A 24,044-nucleotide genomic window follows, 5' to 3' on the forward strand; every position below is an offset into this window, starting at 1 on the left:
CTCGGAGCCGGCATGACCGGTTCGCACCGCCACGACGGGCACCGCCAGGTGCTCTACATCATCGCCTGTGGCTCGCCACTGGCCCGAGACGTGGGCCGGCTCGTCGACCTGGCCCAGCAGGACGGGTGGGACGTCTGCGTGATCACCACGCCCGACGGCGCCAAGTTCGTCGACCGCACCGCACTGGCGCGGCAGACCGGCCACCCGGTACGCACGCACTACAAGAACCCGGGCGACCCCGACGTGCTGCCCACCGCCGACGCCATGATCGTCTGCCCGGCCACGGTCAACACCGTGAACAAGTGGGTGGCCGGCATCGCCGACACCCTCGCCCTGGGGCTGCTGGTGGAGGCGCAGGGTCGGGGGATACCGCTGGTGGCCGTGCCGTACACGAACGCGGCGATGGCCGCCCACCCCGCCTTCCGGGCGGGCCTCGCCCGGCTCTCCGAATGGGGGGTGGGCGTGCTCTTCGGTGACGACGTCTACCCGCTGCATCCGCCCGGAACGGGTGAGCGGCACCAGCACACCTTTCCGTGGGCGCTGCCGCTGACCGCCGTGCGGGACCGCCTCTGCCGGACCGGTTGAGGTGACGCCTCCGGTTCGGCCCGGGCGACAGCTCGGTACCGCCGCCGGAGAATTCACGGCCCGGCCACGGCGAAGGTCCGTGGCCGGGTGACGTCCGGTAGGAGGGCTGACGCCGGTAAGCTCACCGGCCGTGAGCACAACCGCAGCCGTGCCGACCGTCGCCGACGTGGTGGCCGAGGTGGCGCGGCACTACCCGCCGGCCTGGGCCGAGGAGTGGGACCGGGTCGGCCTGGTGCTCGGTGAGCCGTCCACCCCGGTACGCCGGATCCTCTGCGTCGTGGACGTGGTTCCCGAGACGGTCGCGGAAGCGCTCGACGCCGACGTCGACATGATCATCGCCCATCATCCGCTGCTGCTGCGCGGGGTGTCGTCGGTGGCGCCGACGACCTACAAGGGGCGCATCGTCCACCAGCTGATCAAGGCCGATGTGGCGCTGTACGTCGCACACACCAACGCCGACGTGGCCGTGCCGGGTGTGTCCGACGCCCTCGCCGCCCGCTTCGGCCTGCTCGACCTGCGCCCGCTGCAACCCGCCCGCCCGGGCACACCGGCCGAGGGGGAGGGTCGCGGCGCCGGCCGGATCGGCCGGCTGCCGCAGCCGCTGACCCTGGCTGAGCTGGCCCATCGGGCCGCCGTCGTGCTGCCGGCCACCGCCGCCGGGGTGCGCGCCGCGGGCGATCCGGACCGCGCGGTGCGTACCCTGGCGGTCTGCGGTGGCGCCGGGGACAGCTTCCTGGCCGACGCCACCGCGGCCGGGGTGGACGCCTACCTCACCTCGGACCTGCGCCACCACCCGGCCGGCGAGCACCTCGCCACCGGAGGGCCGGCGTTGCTCGACGCCACCCACTGGGCCACCGAACGGCCGTGGCTGGACGACCTCGCGGCGCTGCTGCGGGCCGCGCCCGGCGTCGAGACCCTGGTGTCCGACCTGGACACCGACCCGTGGACCGTGCACGCCGCCGCACCGCACCCCGACGAACGCGCGCCGGACGAACCCGCAGCGGACGACAAAGGAGCCCGACCGTGAAGGCTGACCCCCAGGTCCAGCGCCGCCTGCTCGATCTCCAGGCGATCGACACCGCCCTCGCCCAGCTCGCCCACCGGCGTCGGTCATTGCCCGAGCGGGCCGAGCTGGAGACCCTCGCCCGGGAGTTGTCCGCCCTGGAGGACGAGCGGGTCCGCGCCCAGGTGGCCGTCGACGACCTGGACCGCGACATCGCCCGGCTGGAGAAGGACGTCGACCAGGTCCGGGCGCGCAAGACCAAGGACGAGGACCGGCTGGCCGCCGGCACCGGCCCGGCCCGTGAACTGGAGGCGCTCCAGCACGAGCTGGCATCCCTCAACCGCCGGCAGAGCGACCTGGAGGACGCCGAGCTGGAGCTGATGGAGCAGCGGGAGACCGCCCAGTCGGTGCTGGACGGGGTGGAACAACGGCTGACCGAGGTGCGGGAACGGCGGGCCGCCACCGAGCAGCGGCGCGACGACAGCCTCGCCGAGATCGGCCGCGAGGAGGAGTTCAAACGCTCCGCCCGGCAGCCCCTCGCCAACGACCTGCCCACCGACCTGGTGCAGCTCTACGACCGGATCCGTACCGACACCGGACTCGGTGCGGCGCTGCTGACCGCCGGCCGTTGCGGCGGATGCCGGCTGGAGCTTTCCGGCGCCGACCTGGCCCGGATCCGCAAGGCCGACCCCGACGACGTGGTCCGCTGCGAGGAATGTCGCCGGATCATGGTCCGCACCAACGAGTCCGGGCTGTAGCCGGTGGCCGTTCGGACGGTGCTCGTCGAGGCCGACGGTGGATCCCGGGGCAACCCCGGACCGGCCGGCTACGGCGCGGTGCTGCGCGACGCGGCCACCGGCGAGGTGCTGGCCGAGCGGAGCGAGGCGATCGGCACCGCCACCAACAACGTCGCCGAGTACCGGGGACTTATCGCCGGCCTGGCCGCCGCCGTCGAACTGGGTGCCGACGAGGTCGAGGTCCGGATGGACTCCAAGCTGGTGGTCGAGCAGATGTGTGGCCGCTGGCAGATCAAGCACCCGGGGCTGCGCCCGCTGGCCGCCGAGGCCGCCCAACTGGTCGGCCGCTTCTCCGCCGTACGGTTCGGCTGGATCCCCCGGGACCGCAACACTCACGCCGACGCCCTCGCCAACGCCGCGATGGACGCCGCGGCCGCGGCCGGCGTCGCCACGCCGACCGTCGAGCCGCCCCGCGTGGTCGAGCCGCCGCGTCGCCTCGGCGGTCCGGAGCCCGCCGGTGGCGGCGCCGCCGAGGTCGCCGCCCGCGCCGAGTCACCGGGTGCCGACCTGACCAGCGCACCGGTGTCCTGGGAGCCCCGGCCCAGCTTCACCGCCACCCGGCTCATCCTGGTGCGGCACGGCGAGACCGAGTACACCGAACAGGGCCGCTACTCCGGTCGTGGCGACATCCCCCTCAGCAGCACGGGCCAGGCCCAGGTGCGGGCCACGGCCGCGCGGCTGGCCGCGCTCGCGCCGGACGCCGTGGCGGTGGTCAGCTCACCGCTGTCCCGCTGCGTGGCGACCGCCGAGGCGATCGCCGCCGCCCTCGGTGACCTGCCGGTACGCCGTGACGACGAGCTGATCGAATGCGACTTCGGCGCCTGGGAAGGACGCACCTTCGCCGAGGTACGCGAGGGCTGGGCCGGTGAACTGGACGCCTGGCTCGCCTCCACCCGGGTCGCCCCGCCGGACGGTGAATCGTTCGCCGCGGTCGCCGAACGGTGCGCCCGGGTGGTGCGGCGGCTGCTCGACGGGTACCCCGGTCAGACCGTCGTGGTGGTCTCGCACGTCTCGCCGATCAAGCTGATGCTGCGCGACGCACTCGCCGCCACCGACTCCTTCCTGCACCGCCTCTACCTCGACGCGGCCGGTGTCTCGGTGTTGGACCGCTGGCCCGACGGCGGCGTCGCCGTCCGCTCGGTAAACGAAACCGCCCACCTCGCTTCCCTCTGACCCCGTTCCTCGCCCCGCTCCTCGCCTCGCCGATCTTGCACTTCTGGTCGCCGAAAAGTAACTGATGTCCCGATTCGCGGGGTCAGGAAGTGCAAGATCGCGGGTTCAGGCGAGGGCGCGCCAGAGGAGGTAGGTGCCGATGAGGGTGCCGAAGACGACGATGATGGTCTTCAGGACCACCGAGGGGAGCCGGCGGACCAGGCGGGCGCCGGCGTACCCGCCGACGAGCGTGGCGGGGGCGACCACCGCCACGCCGGCCCAGTTCACCGGGCCGGCGACGGCGAAGACGACCACCGTGGTCAGACCGATCACGGCGGAGAGCAGATTCTTGATCGCGCTCACCCGGGCCAGCGTCGCGTCCAGCACCAGCGCCAGCCCGGCGACAAGCATCACCCCGACTGCGGCACCGAAGTAGCCGCCGTACACCGCCGCCACCGCCACCACCACCTGGACGGTCACCGCGCGGCGGCGCGGCGCCAGGTCACGCGGGTGGCCGACCAGCCGGCGCAGCGGATCCTGGAACGCCAGCAGCGCGGTCGCCCCCAGCACCAGGAAGGGTACGACCACCTCGAACGCCCGCGCGGGGGTGACCAGCAACAGCCCGGCACCGGCCAGCGCGCCGACCACGGTGGTGGGCAGCAGCGCGGCGAGCAACCGCGACCGGGGCAGATCCACCCGACTGCCCGCAACGGCGGCGAGGTACCCGGGGGAGACCGACAGCGAGTTCGTGACGTTCGCCGGCACCGGCGGCAACCCGATCGCGAGCAACGCCGGAAACGTGATCAGCGAACCACCGCCGGCCACCGCGTTGACCGTGCCGGCGGCGAGACCGGCGGCGACCAGCAATGCGGCGTCGGCGAGTTCCATGATCCACAGGCTAGCGGTCCGGAACGCACGCCGGTCGCCCTCCCCGGCTACTCGCCGACCGGGCCACCGGCCAACTCGGCCACGATGTCGAGGTGCCCGAGGTGACGGGCGTACTCCTGCACCAGGTGGAACATCACCCGCTCCAGCGATGCCGGATCCGCGCCCTCCCACCGCGGCCCCGGCGCACCGCGCGCGGCCAGGTCGGCACCCTCGACCACCGCCCGGGTGTGCGCGCCCTGAGCCCGCAATACGGCCGTCAGCTCCGCGAAACTCTCCTCCGGCGCCACGTACCACCGGTCGTCCCGATGGTCGCCCCACGGGTCCGCGACGTCGCGCCCCTGAAACCCCCACTCGATCCAGCGAAGCTCCACGTGGCGCAGGTGCTTGAGCAACTCCAGCGGAGTCCAGCCGGACGGCAGCCGGCTACCCCGCCGCTCCGCCTCGGCCAGCCCGGCCACCTTCGCCAGCACGCTCTCCCGGAAATAGTCGAGGTAGCGCAGGAACACCTCGGCCCGCCCGTCGGCCGGCACGGTCGGTTCGGGAAACGGTGGCATCGTCACCGCGCCATTATGCGTACCCCGTCGAGCCACCCGGCGGCCCACGGGGAGGCAGCAACTTCAGGGTTGTTGCGGTGTCGCGGTCCGGCGGAGGCGGCAACTTCAGGGATCTTGCTGCCTCCGCAGGCCGTCGAGCCGCCCCTGCCCTGTGCCGCCGGTCTCGACGCGGGCGCGGCATAGCCGGCGACCCGGTGTCGTTAGGATGGGTACGCGACGGACGAGTCGACCGGGCGGTCGCGTCGGCGGGTTCCGGCCCGCCGCCGAGGAACGTCCGGACTCCACAGGGCAGGGTGGTTGCTAACGGCAACCCGGGGCGACCCGCGGGACAGTGCCACAGAAAACAGACCGCCGGCCCGATCGGGGACGGTAAGGGTGAAACGGTGGGGTAAGAGCCCACCAGCACCCCGGGTGACCGGGGTGGCTCGGTAAACCCCACCCGGAGCAAGGCCAAGAAAGGGCCGTCATCGCAGGATGACGCCCGCGCAGACGCTTGAGGGCGGCCCGCCCGATGTCTGCGGGTAGGCCGCACGAGCCTGCCGGCAACGGCAGGCCGAGATGGATGGCCGCCGCCGGCACGCACCCCAGGTGCGCGCCGCGCACAGAATCCGGCGTACAGGTCGACTCGTCCGTCGCCCTCCAGCTCAGAGCCGTGACCAAGGCTCTGCTGGTTGTATGGCCGGTCGCCTCGCGATGGCGTTCAAGCTCATCGAGGCCGCAGGATCGGAGGCGGGCGGTCAACGCACCCCACCTCGTCGCTCTCGTCCGCGCTGGCGCGCGGTTTACCCATGGACGCCTGGTCGAACGTGAGGAGATCGTCGCCTGATGGACAACCCAGAACCGATGACCGACCAGGAGCTCGCCGAGATCGAGGATCTTGCCAACGCCGCTACTCCCGGCCCCTGGTACGTGCGTCAACTCGACGATGACTTCGCCATGAGCCTGGTCGCCATCAGCACGAGCCCCGACACCGGGTTCGGTGAACGCTGGCCGGACTTTGACCATCACGAGATTGTGGCCGCCACCCTCGTCCAGCAGCCCCGCTATGTTGATGTCGCGGACGAACGCTGGGATGAAAACGCCCAGTTGATCGCCAGTGCCCGCCAGAACATCCCTCGCCTGATCACCGAGATCCGCAGGCTCCGCCGCCTACTTGCGGGCAACGGATAGAAGGCTGCTGCCGGACTGACCTGCCTCACCCGTCCACAGGAAGCGACCTGTTGCCAATGCGATTCTCGGCCCAGACCGGCGATCGACAGGTAAAGTCGATGCGATCACTGGCGTGTCCTTGGACAAATCGGATGAGTTGATTAACGATTACTGACATGTGAGTATTGATGCGTGGCTTGGGAATGGGTGGCTCCGGCGGCAACCGGTGCAGTGGGAGTGGCGACGGTTTCGGTGACTGCCTGGATGGCACACAAGACGCTTCGGGTGCAAGGGGACCGTGCGGCCAAGTCGGAGAGACGCACACTCTACGGGCGATTCCTGCAGGCGACCCATGAGATGAGGGACTGTGCTACCCGCTTGGTCGGAGATGGTGCGTCGAGCGACGGAGATATCGAGGCTGTCGCAACTTTCCGACACGCGCGGGCGAGTGCTAACGCCGCGCTGGCCGAAATCTCGATCCTTGCGCCGGCCACGGTCGAGCGCGTTGCCGAGGAGTATTTGGACGCGATTCTGCGGTACGGTCTTGAGTCGGACCGCTCGGAAGTTGCCCGCAGGCACCACAAATTGACGTCCGAGATGAAGCGAGACGTGTCGTAGCGTCAGGCTCTGGCGTCGACAAACTCGCGCATCGATCCTCGGTGGCGTCGAGGCGTTGCGGTTGGCATGATCTCCACCTCTGCCCGCTCGATCTTCTGCCGGATCTCTCGGGCGTGCCCAGTGCCCTGGCGCTCTGGGCGCCTCGCGGGCTGTCGGTCGACGTCGCCCCTAGTCTGCTTGCGTGAGTCACCTTGCGACGGCACTACTGTCGCTCGTGACGAGTTACCTTTGTCTGTAGCGCGAAAAACACTCTGGACTCGGCTGAAGATCCAGACGAGAGACTTTGTGATGTACAGGACGAGGGATAGCAGCCAGCCGAGAGTCGAGCCCCACATCAGATGTTTTGCCGTCGCAACTCTGTAGTCGCGAAGGTAGCTGACTAGGATCTGCTGGTCCTCGGGTGTCTCGCCGGCGCCGAGTATGTCCTCGAAAACAGAGGTGTCCCCGTCGACCTTGAATATGGCGATCGCTAGTAGGGAATCAGCGATAGTGTGTCGCCCGGCGACCTGAATCTGTTCCTCGATCATGTTCTGCACTGATTGGGCGGCATGGCTCCTAGCTATTTTTCCCCTACGTAGGTCGTCAGTTATCTTGTCGCGGAGTATCCATAGCCTGTTTCGGTATGAGCTGTGTGCAAGACTGGTGAGTTGATATATAACGAAGAATGGGGTCAGCGCGATGCCGAGAAGCATGATCAGAAGGAGTGCCGAGGTTACGTGCATGTCAGCTTCCACCCTTCTGCAGCTCGTTTAGCTCGCGCTCCAGTTCTGAGAGACGCTTGCGCTGTACTTTAATTTTTGTCTTTCGAAGTCGGCAAATGTTGGCCGTGACGAGCCAACCCGAGGTTACCACGAGACAAAAGGCGATTGCGACCCACATCCCTGCGTCCGGTTGGGTGCGCTGCTCGGCGACAAGGCGGGCGAGCGGCTCGACGGCAGTGAGGGGAAAATAGCTCGCGGCGATTATTGCGGCCCACCATCCACCATCAATGCCCCTACGCCACAGCTTGAAGCGCTCGTGGGACAGCTGGTCTTTGCCCCGAAATTGCCGGATCTGCCCTTCGAGCGTTGCTACCTGCAAGCGGAGTTGGTCGGCTCGTAGTTCAGCTTGCTCGGCGCGCAGGACGGCCTGCTCGACTCGGAGGGTCCGCTCCGCCTCTCTTGACATGGCGGGGAGCATAGCGGTTCGCAAACGATCACTGGGCGTGACCCGGTGCCTCGGCGGGAGCTGGTCCAGCAAGGCGATTCTGTCCATGCTGATCAATGTTGAAGATGCCATGATCTCCCGATTCGCTGGCCCGGGCATCCAACTACTACCGCAGGCAGAAGCAGTACGACGGGAGGTGTCGCCGATTGTCCAGAGTCGGGAATATGACAACACTGGTGGATGCACCTCCATGCTTCTTTGACTGCTCAAAGGCTCGTCGCCCATACGGCAAAGCCGCAGTCGGCGTACTGATCAACGCTGACGTATCGAGGTGTACTGGGGACGGCTCGCGGGACAGCGGGGGTGGGTCGCCGCCGATAGGGTCCGAGGATGGTGGAGAGCCGTCCCGACCCCGTGGCCGTAGCGATGATGTCGACCACGGCAGACGAACGCGCCGTGCTCGACTCGTTTCTCGACTTTCATCGCGCGATGTTGCTGCGCAAGCTGCGGGGGGTCTCCGACGCCGAGGCTGCCCGCCGGCTGGTGCCGTCGGCGACCACCCTCGCCGGCCTGGTCAAGCACCTGACATTGGTGGAGCGCAACTGGTTCCGGTGCCTGCTCGCGCCCGGCCCAGGCGACGTCTATCTCACCTCCGAGGAGGACGCGACGGCCAGCTTCACGTTGGCCACGGGTGACACCGTCGAGCGGTTGTCGGCGGCGTACGAGGCGGAGTGCGCCCGGTCGCGGGAGGTGGCGGCCCGGTTCGACCTCGACCACGTGGTGCCCCACCCGCAGCTGGGGGAGGTTTCGGTGCGCTGGATCCTGGTGCACCTGATCGAGGAGACGGCCCGGCACGTCGGGCACGCAGATATTCTCCGTGAACTGACCGACGGCTCGACCGGCGCCATCTGACCGGTGGCGCACCTCCGACCCGCCGATCAGGCGGGGGCGAGCAGTTTCGCGAGGCGTTCGGCGACCGGTGGGGCGTGCAGGTGCAGTCGGGCGACGTTTATCGCGTCGGCGCCGACCACCGACAGCAGCGCGTGCGGGCCGACGGCGTACACGGAGAAGTGGCCGGCCTCGTTGCGGACGGTGGACTGACGGAACTGGCCCTGGCCGAGGCGGAGGCTGACCTGCCGGCCGAGGCCGAAGGTCGCCGCCGCCATCGCGGCCAGGTCGTCAGGGTCCAGGGTGTCGGGCACGTCGTGGGCGATGAGCAGGCCGTCGACCCCACCGAGGACACTTCCCTGCACCCCGGGGATCTGTAGGCGCAACTCGTGCAGTTCGGTGCCGATCGCCGGGTACGGCAGCGACGGGTCACCGGCCAGCGACGGGGGAAGCTTGACCGGCGGTGGGAGCTTCGGCTGCTGCGCGGTCCGGCGGGGGAGGAAGGTGTCGCCGGTGCTCACAGTTCCAGCTGCTCCTCGATGGTGCGCAGCTGGTGCCGGGCCAGCGCCAGGTTGGACCTTGTCTTGCTGAGCATCAGGTAGAGGAACAGCCCCTTGCCGTTGGAGCCGGTCAGCGGGCGGATGATGTGGTACTGGCCGCCGAGGGTGATGAGCATGTCCTCGATCTCGTCGTTCAGCTTGAGCATCTCGATGGTGCGCATCTTGGCGCGTACCACGTCGGTGTTGCCGGCGGCGGCGACCGTGAGGTCGATCTCCGGGGTGCCACCGACGACGCCGAGGGTCATCCCGCTCGTGTAGTCGACGAGCGCGGCGCCGATGGCGCCGTCGATCGTCATGGCGTCCTTCAGTGCGGTGTCGAGGTTTGCCACGTGCCTCTCCAGGTTCTGCTGACGAGCTGTCGGTGCGCCCCGGTACGCGGTCGTGCCGGGTGAAGAAAACTCGGATGAGACTCGCACACGCAACCTGCCATCCGCATCTTGTGCAGCGCGAACAGGCTGAGCGGACCACGGTGGGTGACCACCGGGGCGGCCCACAACCGCCGCAGCGGCTGATGCCAGGGGACCGAGTCCGTCTGCTAACTGCGGGGCCTGCGTCCCCGATCCCACCCGGACGACCGGGCAGCACGCTCGACGAGATCAGGCCGACGCGGCAGCGAGGTCGGCGAGCACCCGTCGCTGGAAGGCGCGGGCAGCCGCCCCGGTCGGTGGCACACCGCCGTCGCGGGCGGCCATCGACCGCTCGACCAGGTCGGTGGTGTCGGCGTCGACAAGCGGTCCGGCCTCGTCCAACAGCCGCCGGGCGGCGGCCACCTTGGGCAGCCACACCCCGAGGCGCAGGCGTACCCAGGAACGGCAGGCACCGAGCACGGCGTCCTCGGTTCCGGGCGCCGGCACCTCTCCGGCCGGCAACGGTCGCGCCAACCAAAAGCGCAGCGCGTCCAGCACCAGTCGGCGCAGGTCGTCGGGGGCCAGGTCGGCGAAGGCGTCGGCGGCGGGCGGACCGAGCAGGGCCCGCCCGCTCTGGTGCAGGATGCTGCGGTCCAGGCCGTACCAGAACAGACCGTCCGCGCTGGGGCGCTGCGCCGGGCCGTACGACACCCGGAAGTCCATCCGTGGGCCGGTGTTCAGCTCCACCTCGAAACCCGGCTCGGGACTGCCGGATCGGGCCACCGCCTGTCGATACACGACAAGTTCCAGGCCGCGCGCCGGGCAGGGCAGGGCCTCGTGCCGCAGCCGGGCCACCAGACCCTCGGCGACGTCGTGGTCCAGCGGGCTGGAGCAGACCAGTGCCACATCCACGTCGCTGCGTCCAGGTTGGTACGCGGCCAGCCCCACCGAGCCCGCCGCGTAGGCACCGCACAGCTCGGCACCGAGCACCTCGTCGGCGACCGTGACCAGGTCGCTCAGGTACCGCCGGAGCGGTTCAGGCGTACTCCAGCTCACCGGGCTCGCCCCACAGGGTGCCGGCCGGCAGGAAGAACGCCGAGGTCTCGCCGCCGAGAGCGTGCCGGATGACCAGCCGGGCGTGCTCGTCGAGGTCCGGCAGCCGTCCCGGCGGGAACCACCGGACGTCCAACGACTCGTCGTCGTTGACGCGCGCCTCGCCGCCCAGCAACCGGCAGTGGAAACCGAGATTGAGGTACTCGCAGTGGTCACCGTTCGGGTACGTGTGCGGGTGCGACACGGCGCTGCTGAGCCGCAGCGGTTCGACCGCCAGGCCGGTCTCCTCCAGCACCTCACGCACGACGGCGGTGGCCGGCTGTTCACCCGGCTCCACGAAGCCGCTGACCACCGACCAGCGACCGTCGTCGGCCCGTTGGGCGAGCAACAGCTCACCCGCGTCGTTGCGGACGATCGCGCTTACGCTGGGTAGCCAGAGTAGGTCGTGGCCGACGTGCTTGCGCATCCGCAGGATGTAGTCCGGTACGCCCATCCGGTGACCTTAGCCCGCCGAGGTGCCCGCGCCCTCCGCCGGGTCAGGACAGACTGATCTGGCGGCGGATCCGCTCGTATTCCTTGGCCAACTCGGCGTCGATGCGCTCGGCACGGGCCTCCGTGAGCACCACCTTCGGCTCGTGCCAACGGCGGCTGGCCACCATCTGCCGGCGAAGTCCAACCGGTGGATGGGTGGCGAACAGCGACGCCTCCTCGCGTACGGAGAGTTGCCGAAGGTGCGGCAGGCGGTGTGCGGCGGCGGCGAGCGACTCGGCCGCCGCGGTCCGCCAGGCAACCGGACCGTGCCCGGCCCGCGACTCCCGGCGTACGGCCAGCGCCATCGACTCCGACCGCAGCGTCTGGTCGAGCAGTTCGGTCGCCGCCTCGGAACCCGCGGCCGTCGCGGACATCTCGTCGGCGAGATACTCCGCGCGATGGCCGTCCCGCAGGGCTATGCAGAGCAGCACCACATGGGCCACGGCGAGCAGCCGGGACAGGGTGCCCAGGAACACCTTTGCCAGCGCGGCACCGAGCAGTTCCAGCAGGCCGCCGCGGTGCCCGTTGTCCATCGGCCGCAACAGGTCGGCGGCTTCGCCCAGCGTACGGAACGCCGGTTGGGTGAGCAGCATCCGGCGTGGGTCACCGTTGACGAAGTGACCCAGTTCGTGCGCGAGCAGCGCTACCCGCTGCTGCGGACCGAGCGCGCCCCAGAACGGCAGGCCGAGACAGAGCACCCGCCGCTGTCGCAGCCCGACCTGGCCGGCGTACGCGTTGAGGTCGCCGTCCACCCCGATCACCTGGGGCGTCGGTGTGTCGAGTGCCGCCGCGACCTCGTCCACAAGTGCGAACAGGTCCGGGGCCTGCTGCCGGGACAGCACCGTGAGGTCCGGGTCCAGCCGGCCGAACCGTGGCCGTAGCACGAAGGCGAAGGCGAGCAGGGTGACCCCGGGCAGCAGGGTCAGGCTCGGAAACGACCGTAGCGTCAGCCAGAGGCCGATGGCCGCGATCGCGACGACCCCGGCGAGCAGCAGGACCGAGGCCGTGATGATCAACACCTTCGTCGCCCCGGCGCCGGTCGCGCCGATCGGTCGCGCCGACAGCCGGTCGAACTGCTGGCGGGTCATCCGGTACGCCAGCCGGTGCGCCCGCCGGTCGACCCAGACCCAGCCGAACACGGGCCGGCTGCGGCTCGCGTCGTACGCCTCCAGGTTCCACTCGCACGCCGGGCACCATGGTGCGGCGTCGAGTTCGGCGACCGTCCCGGTGTGGCAATGCGGACAGTCGGTCGCCGGCACGGCTGTGGTGGTCATGGAGGCAGATTGTGGTGCACTCGGCATCGCCCGGACAGTGGCCCTTCGGATGATCGACATTCCTCGGCGCACGCCTGCCGACGGGCTCCGGCGATCGGGCGTGGAGGTGGTCGGAACGAGCATTTTCGCAGTTCAGGCCCGCAGGGCAGGGAGCACGTCTACTGTGGAAGGGCCTGGTGACTTGCCGTGTTCCGGTGGCGGTCGGTCGTTTCCCGGTGCACAGTGATGCCATGAGCGACAGCGGACGTGGACGTTACTACTGGTGTACGCGACACCACCGGGTCGAGTCCGGTGCCGACGTGTGCCCGGCGCGACACGTTCTCGGCCCGTACGACTCGGCGGCCGACGCGGAGAACGCCCTGCAACAGGTGCGGGAACGCAACGAGGCGTGGGAGGCCGAGGACGCCCGCTGGACCGGGGAGGACAGGTAGACGGCGCGGGACGCCTCCCGTGCCGAGGCACTGCGTGCGTCGCGAGGGCGGCGGCACGTCCCCATGAAGGGAACCGAGATGGCCGAAGCGCAACAGGCCACCCGCCCGGCCGCGAAGCGTACGCCCGCGAGGAAGACCGCCGCGACGGAACGCACCGCCGGTCTCGCCCGTACCCCGTCCACCCGCCGCGCGTCCGGCACCGCACCGGCCGCCCGTAAGGCGACCGGCGGCGGGTCGACGGCGAAGAGCTCGACCAGAGCGGCCACCCTGGCGCGGAAGACCGCCGAGGCCAGGAAGGTGGCGCCCGCGAAGAAGACGGTGTCGGCGAAGACCGCACCGACGAAGGCACCCGCCGCGCGGACCACCTCGGCGTCGACCCGGACCGGCCCGCGCAAGACCACGACCACGGCGCAGCGGGCCACCGCGAAGAAGGCGACGTCCGCTAAGAAGGCGACGCCCGCCCGGAGCGCGGCGGCGAAGGCCCCTGCGAAGAAGACGGCCCCGGCCCGCAAGACGGCGCCCGCGAAGAAGGCCACGGCCGCTCGGGGTACGGCGGCGAAGGCCCCCGCGAGGAAGACCACGTCGGCGAGGAAGGCGGCGCCGGCCCGCAAGACCGCCCCCGCGAGGAAGACCACGTCCGCGAGGAAGGCGGCTCCGGCCCGCAAGACCGCCCCCGCGAAGAAGGCGACGGGTACGCGGAGCACATCGGCCGCGCGTAAGGCGCCCGCGAAGACCGCGACGTCGGCGGTGAAGAAGGCGGCGGCGCGCACGAGTACGTCGACCGCGGCGCGGAAGACGGCGGCGAAGAAGGCTCCGGCGCGGAAGGCACCCGCGAAGACGGTGGCGGCCAAGAAGGCGCCCGCCCGGAAGAGCACGACGGCGGCGACCCGGGCGACGGCGGCGAAGAAGACGGCCACGTCGCGGGCTCCCGCGAAGAAGGCTCCCGCGTCGAAGACGACGGCGAAGAAGGCCCCCGCGAAGAAGGCGCCCGCGAAGAAGGCCCCGGCGGCGAAGAAGGCACCTGCGAAGAAGGCACCCGCGTCGCGGGCGGCGGCGAGACGAGCGCCTGCGAAGACGGCCGCCGGGCGGGCGACGTCCGGCACCGGGCGCCGGACGGCCGGCTGACCCGGCGTACGCCGACGACCCGTCGCTCGGTGGAGGGCGAGGTGTGTTCGGGGCTGTCAGGATGGGCGCATGGTCATCCGACGGGTGCTGGCACCTCGCATCGACTTCGGGGCGCTGCGCCGAGAACTGGGTCTGCCTGAGACCTATCCGGAGGCGGCGCAGCGGGAGGCCGACGAGGCAGCCGCGGCAGCGCCCGGGCCGGCCGTCGACCGCACGGACATCCCGCTGGTCACGGTCGACCCGCCCGGCTCGCGCGACCTGGACCAGGCGATGCACCTCAGCCGGCGCCCCGGCGGCTACCGGGTGCGGTACGCGATAGCCGACGTCGCCGCCCACGTGCGCCCGGGCGGGGTGCTGGAGGACGAGACCTGGCGCCGAGGGCAGACGGTCTACCTGCCCGACGGCAACGTGCCGCTGCATCCACGCTCCCTCGGCGAGGGCGCGGCGAGCCTGCTGCCCGACGTCGACCGGTCGGCCGTGCTGTGGACCATCGACCTGGACGCCGACGGTGGCACCACCGCGGTGGTGGTCGAGCGTGCCCTGGTCCGCAGCCGGGCCCAACTGGCGTACCCGCAGGTGCAGGCCGACGCCGACGCGGGCCGGCTACCCGAGCCGATCGCCCTGCTGCCTGAGGTCGGTGCGCTGCTCACCGCCCGAGGGCTGCGTCGGGGAGCAGTGAACCTGCCGATACCCGAGCAGGACGTGGCGGCCGACGGTGACGGTTGGCGGCTGGTGCTGCGGGCACCGGTGCCGATGGAGGAGCACAACGCGCAGATCTCCCTGCTCACCGGGATGGCCGCCGCCGACCTGATGCTGGCCGGTGGGATCGGCCTGCTGCGGACGATGCCCGCGCCGAAACCCGAGGCGGTGCAGCGGCTGCGGGCCGCCGCCGGCCCGCTGGGCGTGCACTGGCCGGATGACGTGGGCGTGGGTGACCTGCTGCTCCGGTTGGATCCGGCCCAGCCCCGGGCCGCCGCGTTCATCGACCAGGCGGCGGAGCTGATGCGCTCGGCCGCGTACACCTCCTTCGACGGCGAGCCGCCCGACCAGCCGGCGCACGGCGGGGTCGCGGCCGCGTACGCCCATGTCACGGCGCCGCTGCGACGACTCGCCGACCGGTACGCCACGGAGGTCTGCCTGGCGTTGCACGACGGCCGTGCGGTGCCCGACTGGGCCCGCGCGGCGCTTCCCCGACTGCCGGCGGTGATGGCGGCCACGGACCGCGCCGCGTCCGCGGCGAGCCGGGGCGCGATCGACCTGGCCGAGGCGGTGCTGCTGGAGCACCGGGTAGGGGAGACCTTCGACGCCGCCGTGCTCGACGTCGACGCGCCGTCGAACGGCAAGGCCCGCCCGGGCCGTCCGCCCGGCGGCACGGTTGCCCTGGACGACCCGCCGGTACGTGCCCGCTGCCTCGGTGAACTGCCACTCGGCACCCGGGTCCGGGTCCGACTGGTCGCCGCCGATCCGGCCACCCGCTCGGTCGCCTTCGAACTGGCCTGACACTCCGAACTCACGCCGCGACCCGGGTCGCCGGTTCGATCGGGCGCCGCGAAGCTGCGTCGGCTGTCGTGCCGCGAGCTGTGTTGTCGGTTGAGCCGGCGCGGCGACCGCCGCAGCGGGCATTGTCACAGCGTCGGGCGCTGCTGCCGGGCCAGCGGATTTGCGAGGATGACGACCATGGCATACGACCCGAGCACCCTGCCCGACGTTTCCGGGCTCACCATCGGCATCATCGGTGGCACCGGCGACCAGGGCCGTGGACTCGCCTATCGGTTCGCCCGGGCGGGTCTGACGGTGCTCATCGGTTCCCGTTCCGCGCAGCGGGCAGCGGAGTCGGCCGCCGAGATCGCCGCGTTGCCCGGCGTGCCGGCCGGTGGCAGCGTCACCGGCGCCGACAACGACGAGGTGGCCCGGCGCAGCGACGTGGTGATCATCGCGGTGCCGTGGGACGGGCACGCCGCCACCGTCGGCGCGCTCGCCGAACCGCTCACCGGGAAGATCGTCGTGGACTGCGTCAACCCGCTCGGCTTCGACAAGCAGGGCCCGTACGCGCTGCCCGTGCCGGAGGGCAGCGCCGTCCAGCAGGCCGCCGCGCTGCTGCCCGACTCCCGGGTCTGCGCCGCGTTCAACCACGTGAGCGCTCCGCTGCTGGCCGACCCCGAGATCGACCGCATCGAGCTGGACGTGCTTATCTGCACCGAGGAGCGGGAGCTGGTCGGCATCGTCGGCGCGCTCGCCGCACACATCCCCGGCATGCGTGGCATCTACGCCGGCCGGCTGCGCAACGCGCACCAGATCGAGGCGTTCACCGCCAACCTGATCGCCATCAACAAGCGCTACAAGGCGCACGCGGGCGTCCGCGTCACCGACCTCTGAACCCGCGCGCCCCGCTCGTCGCCGCCGACGCAACGCCGCCGGGCCTGCCGGCCATAGTGTGATGTGACGATCCAGATGGAGCCGACCGACCAGGAGTTGTGGTCGGCGGCAGTGGCCGGCGACGAGGTGCGGTTCGCGCTGCTGTTCGACCGGTATGCGCGGACCGTCTACAACCACGCGTTCCGGCTCACCGGGTCCTGGTCGCTGGCCGAGGATGTCACGCAGTCGGCCTTCCTGGTCGCCTGGCGCCGTCGCGACGACGCCCGGCTGGTCGACGGCTCGATACTGCCCTGGCTGCTCGTCATCACCACAAACACCGCCCGCGGCGAGACCCGCTCGGCGCGGCGTTGGCGCGCGCTGCTGCGGCGGATACCGCTTGAGCGCGCTACGGAACGCGACGTCGCTGAGGACGCGGCCGGGCGGGTGGACGATGAGCGACGGATGCGGCTGATCCTGGCTGCGGTGCGCCGGTTGCCTCGTGCCGAGCGGGAAGCCGTCGCGCTGTGCCTGTGGTCCGGCGTGTCCTACGCCGACGCGGCGGTCGTGCTGGACATCAGCGAGAGCTCGGTTCGCTCCCGGGTCAGCCGGGCTCGTGCCCGGCTGGCCAGTCAACTTCTCGATGCGGAGGACGAATGAACGAGTTGCTCCGCCCGCCCGCCGAGCGTGACCTGCCGGCCGGGCGGGCGGCTCGGATACGGGCCCGAGTCGTGACGGAGGTGCGGGCGGTGTCGGGCCCTGCGCCGGTCCGTCGCCGGGTCGCCGTCGCGCTCGTCGCCGCCGCGATGATCGCCACGATCGGAGTGGTCACCTGGCCTGATCCGGATCGGGGGGCTCACTTTCTAGCCTTCGGGCCGGACGAGCTGTCACCGACGCTGCGGCAGTCCGCCGAGCGGTGCCTGGCCCTCGGTGACGAGCCGGCCCGGGCGTCGGCGACCATCGCCGATCTGGCGGTAGCCGTGGAACAGGGCGACCACGCGGCGTTGATGTTCCTCACCGATCAGCACTACGTCGCCTGTGACCTCTGGGATCCACCCCACCAGTCGTGGTCGGGTGGCACGGCGACCTCCGTTGACGATCCGACCTGGCGGAGAGCCTGGCTGCCCGGCCCGGTGCAGCGGCTCCTGCTCACCCTGACCGACCCCGACGATGGCGAGGTGGTGGCGATCGGGCGGGTCAGCGCGCGGGTGCACCGGCTGGTGTTGCAGCAGGCCGATGGCACGATCACGCCGGCCCGGGTCGCAGGAGGCGCGTTTGGTCTCGTGGGTGAGGGCGTCAGCGAAAACGACGGGGCGGACCTGGTCGCCTACGACGGGGCCGGGGTCGAGATCGACAGGCGACCGCTGTTCACCCCGTTCGATCTACTCGGTCGCTGCTACGTCGACCCGGCCGGCGCGGTCGTCTACGGCGCCCCCGGTCCCGCGTGCCAGCCCGCCGAGCCGTGGCAACGTCAGTGACAGCAACGCCCTGGTGCCCCTGCCGAACAGGGTTCGGCGGGGGCACCATCCGGTAATGGAACGCCTCCCGGCTCAGACGGCGGTGCCGGCGGTCAGAAGGTGGCGGTGACTCCGGCCGACTTGCAGGCCTTGCTGAGGGAGGCGCCGGCCTTCTCGAAGGCCGGGTTGTCCGCGGCCGTCGCCGGGTCCGTGGCGTTGGCGGCCTTGCCGGCCTCCGCGCCGAACTCCTCCAACGCGGCAACCACCTTGCTGTCGCTGGCACCGGTGTCGGCCACCCGGGTCATCTCGTTCTGCAACCCGGACAGGATCTTCTGGAACAGTGCCGGCGACGGCTCGCTACCGGAACTGACGGCGGCGACGAGATCCTCCCGCATCTTGTCGCTGGCCTGCTTCGCCGACTCGCAGAGCTGCTTGTCGCTCACCACGTCCGCCGCGTCGGCGGTGGGCGGTGCCGGGGTGGGCGAGGTGGCGGTGGCCGACGGCACGGTGGCCGACGGCGACGTTCCGGCCGTCGGGGCAGCGTCGTCGCCACCGCAGGCGGCCAACGCCAGCAGCGAGGCGCAGGCCAGGACAGCGAAAGAAGCACGAATCCTATTCACGGGCGAGAACCGTAGCGGCTTTCGGGAAATCCCGCTCGCCCTATCCGGCGTCCAGGCGCGGCACCCACCAGTCGCCGAGCAGTTGGCCGAGCACCAGCACCAGCATGCTGCTCAGGAGCGCGGCGACGAGGCCGAGGACGAAACCGAGGGCGCCGTGGCTGCGCTGGCGCGGGCCGGCGGGCGGGGAGTCGGCGTACGTCCAGGGACGCTCCCGGGCCAACCACCACAGGAGCCCGAGCCCGAAGGGTACGAGGCAGACCAGCCAGAACCAGAACCATCGCGTACCCTGCACCGGCGCGGGACCGGCCAGCAGGACACCGATGATGGCCACGGCGGCGGCGAGGCCCGTTCCAGCGACGAGGTTCCCGAGTGGCTGGAGAGCGGCGCTGCGGCTGTCCAGGCCCGCTGCCTGCAACCGCTCTGCGATGGCGACCGCGCCAGGGCCGTCGTAGGACCTCTCGTGCACGGTGCCGATGATCGTGACCTGATCGAAGTAGGTGGTGTCGGTCCACCAGACCCGGCCGTCGGTCGTACGCCAGGCGAACAGGGGGCCGAGCGGGCCGGAGGACTCCAGGTCAGCCGTGCCGAACCACGGGGTTCGCCGCTCGGCGTCCCAGCGTTCGCCCCACTGGTGGGCCACCACCCGGCCGGCAGCCACGTCCGCTTCCGCCTGGTCGTAGCTCTGCTGCCGGGGAGCCGTCCACCAGGCGGTTCCGGCCGCGACCAGCCACAACATGACGATGATGAGCCGGAGCGCCGCCCACCAGCGCCACCTGCGCCCAGCGCCCTCGGTCCGGGTGTCGTCGATCATGGCCACATCGTCGCAGCGCGCGTCGAGTCGCGACCGGCGCAGAGGCCCGCCGTAGGGATCGGCAGTTGCCGGAGCAGGCCGGAGTTTGTCGTACGTGTGTTCTATCGTCGGTGGCGTGTTGGGGGAGTTGGAGCGGGCGGAGATGGCGACGCGGCCCTGCGTCGACGCCGCTGTGTGGGCCATGCCGGAGCGCGAGCTGATCGATGCTCTGGATGCCACGCACCGGCTGGAGCAGCGGCTCGCCGCGATGAAGCTGGCGCTGGTGCGTGAGCTGGACGGCCGTGGGGTGGCGGTGGCGCAGGGCGCGTCGTCCACCACCGTCTGGCTCCGTGACCGGCTCCGGCTCGGCGTGCCGGCGGCCCGCCGGTTGGTCGACCTCGCTGAGACGCTCGACCGCGAGTCCGACGAGATAACCGCCGCACTCGCCGCCGGCCGGATCGATCTTGAGCAGGTCCGGGTCATCGCCGATGTCGCGGCCACGGTTCGAGGTGAGGCGGGCACCGAGGCGGCTGGGTCGGCCGTCGAACTTCTCCTCGGTTGGGCCCGGCAGTTCGATCCGTCCGCCCTGCGCCGACTCGGGCGCCGGATCCTCGAACACGTGGCACCCGAGGTCGCCGAGGCGGCCACCGGCAGAGCGTTGGAAGTGGAGGCGGCCCGCGCCACACGTGACCGGCAGGTGACCCTCTCCGACCTGCGGGATGGACGCACCCGGTTGACGGGCAGCCTCGACGCGGAGACCACGGCACTGTTGCGGGCCGCCATCGAGCCCCTCACCGCACCCGCCGGCCCGGACGATCCCCGGTCGCCCGGGCAGCGACGCCACGACGCCCTCGGAGACATCTGTCGGCTCGTCCTGGGCAGCGGCGCGTTGCCCGAGCACGGCGGCGACACCGCCCAGATCGTCGTCACCACCGGGTATGACGCCCTCACCGGGAGCCTCGGGCCGGGCACGTTGGACAGCGGTCTCACCCTCACGCCCGCAACGGTGCGTCGGTTGGCCTGTGACGCGGCCGTCCTGCCCGCAGTGCTCGGTGGCGCGGGTCAGGTCCTCGACATGGGTCGGCAACGCCGGCTCATCACCGGGCCGCTGCGGCGGGCGCTGGTGCTACGAGATCGGGGCTGCGCCTTCCCGGGCTGCGACCGGCCACCCCGCTGGTGTGAGGGCCATCATCTGCGGCACTGGGCCGACGGCGGCGCCACCAGCCTCGCCAACGCGGTGCTGCTCTGTCGCTACCATCACCGGCACGTGCACCAGCACGGCTGGCAGGTCCACCTCGCGGCCGACGGTCGTCCGGAGTTCATCCCGCCCGCCTGGCTCGACCCCGGTCAGCGTCCCCGTCGCAACCACCTACACCACTCGCCTGCGCCCGGGACGCCGTGGCCAGCAGACCCAGCGTCCGGCCGGTCGAAGCCGTCACCCTCGATGCCCGACCGGCCCGGCTCGGCCACGCCGGTGCCCACCGCCCCGGCACAGGTGTCCTGCGTGTCCGCCGGGCCGCGATCGCTTACGCAGGTGCCTGCCGGGCTGCGAGCCCGCCCGGTCGTGACCCGTTCGCCGGCCAGCCGGGACGTGCGACTGCCGGGCGTGGCGGCACGACAGACCACAACGCACCCGTGCGGTCGACCCGCTCGCCAGAAACGCCCGCCCTGACCGTCCAAACCGTTGCTGACCTCCAGCCGTTGCTGCGCCCGAACCGTTGCTGCGCCCGAGCCGTTGCTGACGTCCCAGCCGTTACTGACGTCGAGCCGTAGCGGTGTGCCTGCCCTACGGGTGCTCGTTGCTGCCGCTGCGGCGTCGGCGATGACCGGCTGCCGGCGGTCGGGCCGGGCGTGGCGTGGCGATGGCAGCCCGGCCGTCATCGAGGGGCGGCGGCCGGGCTGCCATCCGTAGGCGGGACGGTCAGAAGGTGTGGTCGGCGGCGGGGAACTGGCCGGAGCGGACCTCGTCGGCGAAGCGGCGGGTGGCCTCGTCGAGCGTGTCGGCCAGGGCTGCGTAGCGCTTCACGAAGCGTGGTGCCTTGCCCGTGCGCAGGCCGGCCATGTCCTGCCAGACCAGCACCTGGGCGTCGGTGTCCGGGCCGGCGCCGATACCCACCGTGGGGATCGGCAGCTCGGCGGTGACCCGCTTGGCGACGTCGCCGGGCACCATTTCGAGCACCACCGCGAAGGCGCCCGCCGCGGTGACCGCCCGCGCGTCGGCCAGTACCTCGTCGGCGGTCTCGCCACGGCCCTGCACCCGGTAGCCGCCGATGGTGTGCTCACGCTGCGGGGTGAAGCCGATGTGCGCCATCACCGGTATGCCGGCACCGACGATCGCCTCGATCTGCGCCGCGCAGCGCCGGCCGCCCTCCAGCTTCACGGCGTGACAGCCGCCCTCCTTCATGAACCGGACGGCGGTACGCAGCGCCTGGGTCGGGCCCTCCTCGTACGAGCCGAAGGGCAGGTCACCGACGACCAGGGTCTGCCGGGTGGCCCGGACGACCGCCCGTACCAGCGGCAGCAGTTCCTCGGCGGTCACCGGCAGGGTCGTCTCGTAGCCGAACACGTTGTTCGCCGCCGAGTCGCCCACCAGCAGCACCGGTATCCCGGCGGCGTCGAAGATCGAGGCCGTGTACTGGTCGTACGAGGTGAGCATCGACCATTTCTCGCCGCGCTCCTTGGCGGCGAGCAGGTCGCGGGTGCGCACCCGACGGGTGGCCGGGCCGCCGTAGAGGGCGGTCACCTCGGCCGGAGTGGATTCCACGATGTTCTCCTTCCTCGAGGCCGCGTACGCGGTCCCCGGGTTCTGCCGCGATCGTCCCACCGTGCGGGCGGTCGACGGCAGGGCGCAGTGGAGGATGTCACTCCGGCCCGGCGTCACGAGCCAGCCGCTCGTGACGCCCGGTCAGCCGTTCTCGCGCCACCGGTTGGTGATCGGTAGCCGCCGGTCCCGGCCGAACGCCTTCATGGAGATCTTCGTACCCGGCGCGGACTGGCGGCGTTTGTACTCGGCGGTATCCACCATCCGCAGCACCTTGTCCACCACAGCCGGGTCGTGACCGTCGGCGATCAGCCCGTCCCGGCCCAGGTCACCGTCGATGTAGCCGATCAGGATCGGGTCGAGCACGTCGTAGTCGGGCAACGAGTCGCTATCGAGCTGCCCCGGGCTCAGCTCGGCGCTCGGTGGCTTGCCGATCGAGTTCTCCGGGATCGGTGGCGTCAGGCCCACCCGGGTGGCCTCCGTGTTGCGCCACTTGGCCAGCCGCCAGACCAGGGTCTTCCACACGTCCTTGATCGGGTTGAAGCCGCCGACCGAGTCGCCGTACAGGGTCGAGTAGCCGACCGCCAGCTCGCTCTTGTTGCCGGTGGTCAGCACCAGGTGCCCCTCCTGGTTCGACAGCGCCATCAGGATGACGCCGCGTACCCGGGCCTGGAGGTTCTCCACCGCGACCCCGGACAGCGACATGTTCGCCAGGAAGGTGTCCACCATCGGCTGGATCGGTTCCACCCGGTAGTCCAGGCCGGTCCGCTTGGCCAGGTCGGCCGCGTCGGAGCGGCTGTGCTCCGAGGAGTGCTGGCTGGGCAGGGAGACCCCGACCACCCGGTCGCCGCCGAGGGCGTCCACCGCGATGGCTGCCACCACCGCCGAGTCGATGCCACCGGAGAGCCCGAGCACCACCGAGGGGAAGCGGTTCTTCTCGACGTAGTCCCGCAGGCCGAGCACCAGTGCCTGCCACACCTCGGCCTCGTCGGCCACCGGCTCGATGAGACCGCCGGTCGCCGCCGGGCCCGTCGGCGAGGGCGGGATCTCCCCGACGGTACGCCGCACCACCCGCAGCCCGTCGGCCAGCTGCTCGCCGTCGTTGCCCGCATCGGTGCCGTCGGTGGCGGCGGGCAGGTCGACGTCGTGCACGAGCAGGTGGGTGACGAACTGCGGTGCCCGGGTCAGCACCGTCCCGTCCGGTGCGACGATCATCGAGTCGCCCTCGAAGACCAGCTCGTCCTGACCACCGATCATGTTGACGTACGCGATGGTGGCACCGGCCTCGGCGGCCCGCCGGCGGACCAGCGGCATCCGCTGGTCGTCCTTGTTCAGCTCGTAGGGCGAGCCGTTGATGTTGACCACCAGCCCCACCCCGGCCCGCCGGGCGGCGGCGAACGGCCCGCCGGCCTGCCACAGGTCCTCGCAGATGGTCAGCGCCACGTCCACCCCGCCGAGCCGGACCACGGTGAGCATGTCGCCGGGCACGAAGTAGCGGTCCTCGTCGAAGACGCCGTAGTTGGGCAGGTGGTGCTTGAAGTAGGTGGCGACCACCTCGCCGCGGTGCAGCAGCGCGGCGGCGTTGCGTGCCCCCCGGCCCGGCTCGGCGTCCGCGCTGACCTGCGGCGGCCCGTCGGCGTCCAGGTAGCCCACCACGACCGGCAGGTCACCGAGGCCGTCGGCGGCCAGGTCGGCGGCGAGCCGGGTGAGCGCCGCCTGGGAGGCGGCCACGAAGGACCGCCGGAAGACCAGATCCTCCACCGGGTACCCGGTCAGCATCAGCTCGGGGAACAGGACGAGCTGGGCGCCGGCGGCGGCGGCCCGGCGGGTCCAGGCACGGACGAGACCGGCGTTGCCGGTGAGGTCACCGACACTGGGGTTGACCTGGCACAGGGCGAGACGCAGGGTGGGCATGTCCTCATCTTGCCCCAGCGGTACGGGCTCGACACGCCGGCGTGGAGCA

At 71.3% G+C, this 24,044-nt stretch carries 25 protein-coding genes, 1 other RNA gene and 1 pseudogene; 13 read left to right on the forward strand and 14 right to left on the reverse strand.

Features of this window, described 5'->3' with window-relative positions:
- Window positions 1–12 precede the first annotated feature (12 nt).
- The 4 genes from KBX00_RS13935 (at window position 13) to KBX00_RS13950 (ending at window position 3,558) form a co-directional block, all read left to right on the forward strand.
- Window positions 13–585: a flavoprotein gene (locus KBX00_RS13935; protein ID WP_210826906.1), complete on the forward strand. Its 573-nt coding sequence runs from the start codon at window positions 13–15 to the stop codon at window positions 583–585.
- A 130-nt stretch (window positions 586–715) separates the two neighbouring features.
- Window positions 716–1,612 (forward strand): Nif3-like dinuclear metal center hexameric protein, encoded by an 897-nt coding sequence (locus KBX00_RS13940; protein WP_210826909.1) that lies wholly within the window; start codon window positions 716–718, stop codon window positions 1,610–1,612.
- A complete protein-coding gene (locus KBX00_RS13945) occupies window positions 1,609–2,346 on the forward strand; it encodes a zinc ribbon domain-containing protein (RefSeq protein WP_210826910.1) in 738 nt (245 codons plus the stop codon). Before KBX00_RS13940 ends, KBX00_RS13945 begins: the two co-directional genes overlap by 4 nt.
- Before the next feature lie 3 nt (window positions 2,347–2,349).
- The gene (locus KBX00_RS13950; RefSeq protein ID WP_210826911.1) at window positions 2,350–3,558 is read left to right on the forward strand and encodes a bifunctional RNase H/acid phosphatase; all 1,209 of its coding nucleotides are present in this window, start codon (window positions 2,350–2,352) and stop codon (window positions 3,556–3,558) included.
- A 105-nt stretch (window positions 3,559–3,663) separates the two neighbouring features.
- On the opposite strand, the gene KBX00_RS13955 is transcribed toward KBX00_RS13950, so the two are convergent.
- Window positions 3,664–4,425 carry a sulfite exporter TauE/SafE family protein gene (locus KBX00_RS13955; protein ID WP_210826912.1) on the reverse strand — a complete coding sequence of 254 codons (762 nt, stop codon included), beginning with the start codon at window positions 4,423–4,425 and terminating at the stop codon, window positions 3,664–3,666.
- Window positions 4,426–4,472: 47 nt separating this feature from the next.
- Complete coding sequence (locus KBX00_RS13960) at window positions 4,473–4,979, reverse strand: DinB family protein (protein WP_301547928.1); 507 nt, start codon at window positions 4,977–4,979, stop codon at window positions 4,473–4,475.
- 221 nt (window positions 4,980–5,200) lie between these two features.
- Between KBX00_RS13960 and rnpB the strand changes: the two genes are divergently transcribed.
- The 3 genes and pseudogenes from rnpB (at window position 5,201) to KBX00_RS13975 (ending at window position 6,149) form a co-directional block, all read left to right on the forward strand.
- Window positions 5,201–5,611: RNase P RNA component class A (gene rnpB, locus KBX00_RS13965), an RNA gene on the forward strand.
- A gap of 52 nt (window positions 5,612–5,663) precedes the next feature.
- Window positions 5,664–5,805: pseudogene (locus tag KBX00_RS13970) on the forward strand (IS256 family transposase); the annotation flags it as partial.
- Complete coding sequence (locus KBX00_RS13975; RefSeq protein WP_210826914.1) at window positions 5,805–6,149, forward strand: hypothetical protein; 345 nt, start codon at window positions 5,805–5,807, stop codon at window positions 6,147–6,149. The pseudogene KBX00_RS13970 and the gene KBX00_RS13975, both read left to right, overlap by 1 nt.
- 599 nt (window positions 6,150–6,748) lie before the next feature.
- Here KBX00_RS13975 and KBX00_RS13980 read toward each other — a convergent pair.
- Both KBX00_RS13980 and KBX00_RS13985 read right to left on the reverse strand, forming a co-directional pair.
- Window positions 6,749–7,480 (reverse strand): hypothetical protein, encoded by a 732-nt coding sequence (locus tag KBX00_RS13980; protein WP_210826916.1) that lies wholly within the window; start codon window positions 7,478–7,480, stop codon window positions 6,749–6,751.
- On the reverse strand, window positions 7,470–7,913 hold the full coding sequence (locus KBX00_RS13985) for a hypothetical protein (RefSeq protein WP_210826918.1): 444 nt from the start codon (window positions 7,911–7,913) through the stop codon (window positions 7,470–7,472). The genes KBX00_RS13980 and KBX00_RS13985 overlap by 11 nt, the downstream gene beginning before the upstream one ends.
- A 369-nt stretch (window positions 7,914–8,282) precedes the next feature.
- Between KBX00_RS13985 and KBX00_RS13990 the strand changes: the two genes are divergently transcribed.
- Window positions 8,283–8,804, forward strand: a complete 522-nt coding sequence (locus KBX00_RS13990; protein ID WP_301547887.1) for a DinB family protein — start codon at window positions 8,283–8,285, stop codon at window positions 8,802–8,804.
- A gap of 26 nt (window positions 8,805–8,830) precedes the next feature.
- On the opposite strand, the gene KBX00_RS13995 is transcribed toward KBX00_RS13990, so the two are convergent.
- The 6 genes from KBX00_RS13995 to KBX00_RS14020 form a co-directional block, all read right to left on the reverse strand.
- A complete protein-coding gene (locus KBX00_RS13995) occupies window positions 8,831–9,301 on the reverse strand; it encodes a roadblock/LC7 domain-containing protein (protein WP_210826920.1) in 471 nt (156 codons plus the stop codon).
- Entirely contained in the window at window positions 9,298–9,669 is a 372-nt protein-coding gene (locus KBX00_RS14000; RefSeq protein ID WP_210826922.1) for a hypothetical protein, read from the reverse strand. Before KBX00_RS14000 ends, KBX00_RS13995 begins: the two co-directional genes overlap by 4 nt.
- Before the next feature lie 267 nt (window positions 9,670–9,936).
- Window positions 9,937–10,743, reverse strand: coding sequence for a nucleotidyltransferase domain-containing protein (locus tag KBX00_RS14005; protein ID WP_210826923.1), 807 nt, complete (start codon window positions 10,741–10,743; stop codon window positions 9,937–9,939).
- Complete coding sequence (locus KBX00_RS14010) at window positions 10,724–11,233, reverse strand: NUDIX domain-containing protein (RefSeq protein WP_210826924.1); 510 nt, start codon at window positions 11,231–11,233, stop codon at window positions 10,724–10,726. Before KBX00_RS14010 ends, KBX00_RS14005 begins: the two co-directional genes overlap by 20 nt.
- 43 nt (window positions 11,234–11,276) lie before the next feature.
- Complete coding sequence (locus KBX00_RS14015; protein ID WP_210826925.1) at window positions 11,277–12,545, reverse strand: M48 family metallopeptidase; 1,269 nt, start codon at window positions 12,543–12,545, stop codon at window positions 11,277–11,279.
- 256 nt (window positions 12,546–12,801) lie between these two features.
- On the reverse strand, window positions 12,802–14,079 hold the full coding sequence (locus KBX00_RS14020) for a hypothetical protein (RefSeq protein WP_210826926.1): 1,278 nt from the start codon (window positions 14,077–14,079) through the stop codon (window positions 12,802–12,804).
- 91 nt (window positions 14,080–14,170) lie between these two features.
- Between KBX00_RS14020 and KBX00_RS14025 the strand changes: the two genes are divergently transcribed.
- The 4 genes from KBX00_RS14025 to KBX00_RS14040 all read left to right on the forward strand — a co-directional run bounded on the left by KBX00_RS14025 (window position 14,171) and on the right by KBX00_RS14040 (window position 17,931).
- A complete protein-coding gene (locus KBX00_RS14025; RefSeq protein ID WP_210826927.1) occupies window positions 14,171–15,601 on the forward strand; it encodes an RNB domain-containing ribonuclease in 1,431 nt (476 codons plus the stop codon).
- A 177-nt stretch (window positions 15,602–15,778) separates the two neighbouring features.
- The gene (gene npdG, locus KBX00_RS14030; protein WP_210826982.1) at window positions 15,779–16,477 is read left to right on the forward strand and encodes an NADPH-dependent F420 reductase; all 699 of its coding nucleotides are present in this window, start codon (window positions 15,779–15,781) and stop codon (window positions 16,475–16,477) included.
- A gap of 75 nt (window positions 16,478–16,552) precedes the next feature.
- On the forward strand, window positions 16,553–17,113 hold the full coding sequence (locus KBX00_RS14035; protein WP_301547888.1) for an RNA polymerase sigma factor: 561 nt from the start codon (window positions 16,553–16,555) through the stop codon (window positions 17,111–17,113).
- Window positions 17,110–17,931, forward strand: coding sequence for a hypothetical protein (locus tag KBX00_RS14040; RefSeq protein WP_210826929.1), 822 nt, complete (start codon window positions 17,110–17,112; stop codon window positions 17,929–17,931). Before KBX00_RS14035 ends, KBX00_RS14040 begins: the two co-directional genes overlap by 4 nt.
- A gap of 92 nt (window positions 17,932–18,023) precedes the next feature.
- Here the strand turns inward: KBX00_RS14040 and KBX00_RS14045 are convergent, their stop codons facing one another.
- Together KBX00_RS14045 and KBX00_RS14050 are read right to left on the reverse strand one after the other, a co-directional pair.
- Window positions 18,024–18,530: a hypothetical protein gene (locus KBX00_RS14045; RefSeq protein WP_210826930.1), complete on the reverse strand. Its 507-nt coding sequence runs from the start codon at window positions 18,528–18,530 to the stop codon at window positions 18,024–18,026.
- A gap of 40 nt (window positions 18,531–18,570) precedes the next feature.
- Complete coding sequence (locus KBX00_RS14050) at window positions 18,571–19,341, reverse strand: hypothetical protein (RefSeq protein ID WP_210826931.1); 771 nt, start codon at window positions 19,339–19,341, stop codon at window positions 18,571–18,573.
- A 115-nt stretch (window positions 19,342–19,456) separates the two neighbouring features.
- Here KBX00_RS14050 and KBX00_RS14055 point away from each other — a divergent pair, with 115 nt between their 5' ends.
- The gene (locus KBX00_RS14055) at window positions 19,457–20,992 is read left to right on the forward strand and encodes an HNH endonuclease signature motif containing protein (RefSeq protein WP_210826932.1); all 1,536 of its coding nucleotides are present in this window, start codon (window positions 19,457–19,459) and stop codon (window positions 20,990–20,992) included.
- 249 nt (window positions 20,993–21,241) lie between these two features.
- Here the strand turns inward: KBX00_RS14055 and panB are convergent, their stop codons facing one another.
- Together panB and KBX00_RS14065 are read right to left on the reverse strand one after the other, a co-directional pair.
- Window positions 21,242–22,087: a 3-methyl-2-oxobutanoate hydroxymethyltransferase gene (gene panB, locus KBX00_RS14060; RefSeq protein ID WP_210826983.1), complete on the reverse strand. Its 846-nt coding sequence runs from the start codon at window positions 22,085–22,087 to the stop codon at window positions 21,242–21,244.
- Window positions 22,088–22,225: 138 nt separating this feature from the next.
- Complete coding sequence (locus tag KBX00_RS14065) at window positions 22,226–23,995, reverse strand: NAD+ synthase (RefSeq protein ID WP_210826933.1); 1,770 nt, start codon at window positions 23,993–23,995, stop codon at window positions 22,226–22,228.
- Window positions 23,996–24,044 lie beyond the last annotated feature (49 nt).

The sequence above is a fragment of the Micromonospora sp. C95 genome (assembly GCF_018070465.1).
GTDB lineage: Bacteria > Actinomycetota > Actinomycetes > Mycobacteriales > Micromonosporaceae > Micromonospora.